This is a genomic window from Stieleria sp., from assembly GCF_041595215.1.
Lineage (GTDB): Bacteria > Planctomycetota > Planctomycetia > Pirellulales > Pirellulaceae > Stieleria > Stieleria magnilauensis.
On sequence record NZ_JBFHKV010000836.1, the window covers coordinates 1 to 3,922 of the forward strand.

Consider the following 3,922-nt stretch of genomic DNA (forward strand, 5'->3'; position numbering starts at 1 on the left):
AGATAGGTCGTGTTGTTCTCCGGGGTCGGATGCTAAATCGTACAGCTCGACGCGATCGTCTTCGGCAAACCAGAGCAGTTTGTGTTGATCGCGGCGAAGTGCGGATTGGGGGCGGGTTTGACTGACACAAAAATCGTCGATGCCGATCGTCTGCTTCGCATCCTTGTACCCGCGTTCGGGATGGTAGTAGGGAAAGTGCCAGATCAGGCTGCGATCAGTTGGCTGTGATGTCCCTTGCAACACGCCCCGAATCGATTCACCGTCAACGCTGTCGACCGTACCGCCGGCGACGTCAACGAAGGTCGGCAACAAGTCATAGCCGATCACCGGCGCATCCGACTCACTCGCCGCGTCGATCTTGCCCGGCCATCTGGCGATCATCGGCACACGAATCCCGCCCTCGTAAAGGTTCCATTTCGAACCCCGCAGCGGTGCGTTGGAAACGTATTCGGGATGACCACCGTTATCCGACATGAATACGACCAAGGTCTGATCCGCTTGCCCCGAGGCGTCCACGGCATCGAGCATTTGACCGACGTGATGGTCCAGTGTCTGCAGGAACGCGGCGTAGGTGACACGTCGGTCACGATTGGGGATACCTTGCGGGATGACTCGATCGAATCGGTCGACCAGCCACTTGCATGGCGTTTTGACGGGTGTGTGCACATAAAACGACGATGCCATTGCGAAGAACGGTCGGTCGTGTTTTTCAACCAGATAATCGCAGACTCGGTCGACCATCGAATCCGACGCGTACTCGCCTTCGCGCTCAATGCTCGCCACGGGAGACCGCTTCCACGAATACGGGTGCGCGCCAAAGTCTTCGACGGCAATTTCAAATCCCTGTGCCGCCGGACCGTGCGTCGGACTCCAGCCGAGGTATCCGCCGTGATGCTGATTCAGGTGCCATTTGCCGAAGAACGCGGTTTCGTAACCAAGTCCGCTCAAATGCTCGGCGATCGAATTTTCCTGCAGCGGCAGATTCAAGGTCAACGGCGGTGCTTGCAGCATCGTCGTCCCTTCGATCTTCTGGTATCCCGGTTGATCCTTGGTGACAAATTCAAACCCCAGCCGAGCCGTCGTCTTGCCCGTCAACAGACTCGCTCGCGATGCGCTGCAAATCGGCGCCGACGCGTAGCCATGAGTCAACCGCATGCCTTGACTGGCCAATCGATCGATGTGGGGCGTCTGGTGCCAGGGGTGCCCATAACATCCCAGGTCTGCCCAAGCCAGATCGTCAACCAGAATGAACAGAATGTTGGTGCGTTCCGTTGGGTTGGGCCGATCGGCTGCCTGGGAAAAACAACGCGTCGATCCCATCATCACGACAAACAGAGCCGCTATCGACAGCGGTCCCATTGCAATCTTCAAAATCCATTGCCTCACTGCACCGCTCTCCCACGAGAAACAACCAAACCCAGCGTCACCATCACAGCCGGGCCGAACACGATGACCAGAAACGGGTGGAACGGACTGGCAATCGATTCGAGCGCCACCGGCCAGTAGGCGGTTTTGGAAAACGTCATCCAAGCGATCAAGACGACGCCGATGGCGAGAATCAGAATCGCCGGGCGTTCCCGCAGTCTCGGCGAGGTGGTTCCCAACAAAAACAGTCCGATGATCGCCGCGCCGAGGACCCCCGACAGCGTCCACCAGATGTCCAACACGCTATTGGTCAACCGCACCAGAATCAACGCCACGATCGTCCCAAGAGCCCCCCAGACCAACGTCGCCGATCGCAACACGAGCATGCTGGCCTGGTCGCTGGAATCGGGCCGCAACAGCCGCTTGTAAAAGTCGCTCATCACCAACGTTGCCGAAGAGTTGAGCCCGGTCGACACGGTGCTCATCGCCGCGGCGAACACGGCCGCGATCAGCAACCCCCGCGCTCCCACCGGTAAATTCGCCGCGATGAAATGGGGAAAGACGCGATCGCCCAAGTCGGTTTGCGATAACCCGTCGGCCGTGGTTTGCAATTGATCTTGATAATCAGCGGATTCCGGATCGACACCGGCTTGCATCAGCTTTTGACTCGCCACGATGTTCCGCACCGCGTCCATGTCTTCGGGATGATTTTGATAGTGGGCGTACAATGCCGTTCCGATAAACAGGAACAGCGCGCTGACGGGAACGTACAGCAACGCCCCCAACCAAATGCTTTTTGCGGCTTCACGATCGCTGCTGGAGGCGATGTATCGTTGGACGTAACTCTGGTCGATGCCAAAGTTCTTGAGGTTTTCGAACAACCCGTAAGCCAACACGATCCACAGGGTCGGCGTGGCCCACTCCGTCACCGATCGACTGCCCAGCGAAAACTTGCCTTCGGCCGTTGCGACTTCAAACACTTGTCCTGGGCCATCGGGCATCCCCATCAACAAGATCACCAACGCCAGCAAGGCACCGCCGAGCAACACGAAGGCCTGGATCGCATCGGCCCAGATGACCGCGGTGATGCCGCCGATGAAAGAATACGCCGTCACGATCACGCCGGTCACCAAGATCAGCGTGCGGATGTCCCAGCCGAACAGGATCGCCATCGGCAAGGCCATCAAGTACATCACCACGCCGATGCGGGCGACCTGAAACAACAAGTAAAACGCACTGGCAAACAAACGGGCCCACAATCCGAATCGGTGTTCCAACAAGGAATACGCGCTGACTTCACCGGACGCCCGGTACATCGGTAAAAAGTACCGCACCGCAATCCAAGCGGCCGGAGGCAGGGCGAGTGAAAAGGCAAACGCATTCCAATTGTCCACAAACGCCTTGCCCGGCAACGCCAGGTAGCTAATGCTGCTCAGATAGGTCGCGAAGATCGACATGCCGCACAGCCATCCCGGCAACGACCGCCCGCCCGCGGTGAAGTCGTCGGCCGATTTGTTGCGCCGCCAAAACACCAAACCGATCGCCAGAATGCCGACGAAGTAAACGATCAGCACGAACCAGTCGATGCCCGTAAAGAATGTCGCTGCGATCATCACTGTCCTTTCGGCTCCCCCGCCATTGAATTCAAGACCGCTCGCAACTGCGAACGATGTTTCTGGTAGTCGCCGTCGTCGGCACGGTTGACCGATTCGGATGGATCGACGTCGTGATCATACAGTTCCACCCCGACCAATTCGCCACCCGCCGATGATCCGTCTTCGCTGGAACGCCATTCGGTGTAACGAAAGCGCGGAGTCCGGATGCTGTGGCCCATCGCTTTCATCGATTTGCCGTAGTAAGACGGACGGGGGTGCTGAGTCAGTGCGGCCGGTTTGACCTGCACGGCGTCACCATCGATCAACGGCCGCAGACTGACGCCTTCGATTCCCCTCGGTTCGTCCAGACCGCAGAGGTCGGTGATCGTCGGGTAGAGATCCAGCAATTCCACGATCGCATCGGTGTGCTTCACCGCCACACCCTGCGGCGGCGCGATGATCAGAGGCACGCGGGCGTCGAGTTCAAAATTGGACGTCTTGCACCACAGCGTGTGATCGCCAAGCTGGAACCCGTGGTCGGACCAGAACACGATCAGTGTTCGCTCGGTCAAACCCAAACGATCCAGTTCACTGAGCAGCCGACCGACTTGCGCGTCCATGTAGCTGATCGCGGCAAGGTAACCGTGACGCAACTCTTGCTCGTCGTCCTTGCTCAACGTCGCCGGTTTGCTTTTGCCCAACAGTTCCTGACTGTTGTGCCAGGCGATTCGCGGCGTCCCGACCGGCCATTGCGGGCAATCCGGCCCAGTGATCTCATCCCGCTCGTACAGATCCCAATACTTCTTGGGCGCATTGAACGGCAAATGCGGCTTCCAAAATCCGACCGCCAGAAAGAACGGCTGTTGCGACGTCGCGCGTTCCCGCAGCGCATCGAGTGCCAGCGTCGTGATCCGGCCATCGAAGTAGGCGTCATCGGGCACGTCACGGCACTCGCACCGAAT

The 3,922-nt window shown here is 58.6% G+C and carries 3 protein-coding genes; all 3 read right to left on the bottom strand.

Going from position 1 to position 3,922, the window contains the following annotated elements:
* On the bottom strand, nt 1–1,371 hold a 1,371-nt coding region (locus ABX749_RS24950; RefSeq protein ID WP_372898381.1), incomplete at its 3' end, for a sulfatase.
* 11 nt (nt 1,372–1,382) lie between these two features.
* Nucleotides 1,383–2,978, bottom strand: coding sequence for a sodium:solute symporter (locus tag ABX749_RS24955; protein ID WP_372898382.1), 1,596 nt, complete (start codon nt 2,976–2,978; stop codon nt 1,383–1,385).
* On the bottom strand, nt 2,978–3,922 hold a 945-nt coding region (locus ABX749_RS24960), incomplete at its 5' end, for a sulfatase (RefSeq protein WP_372898383.1). The genes ABX749_RS24960 and ABX749_RS24955, both read right to left, overlap by 1 nt.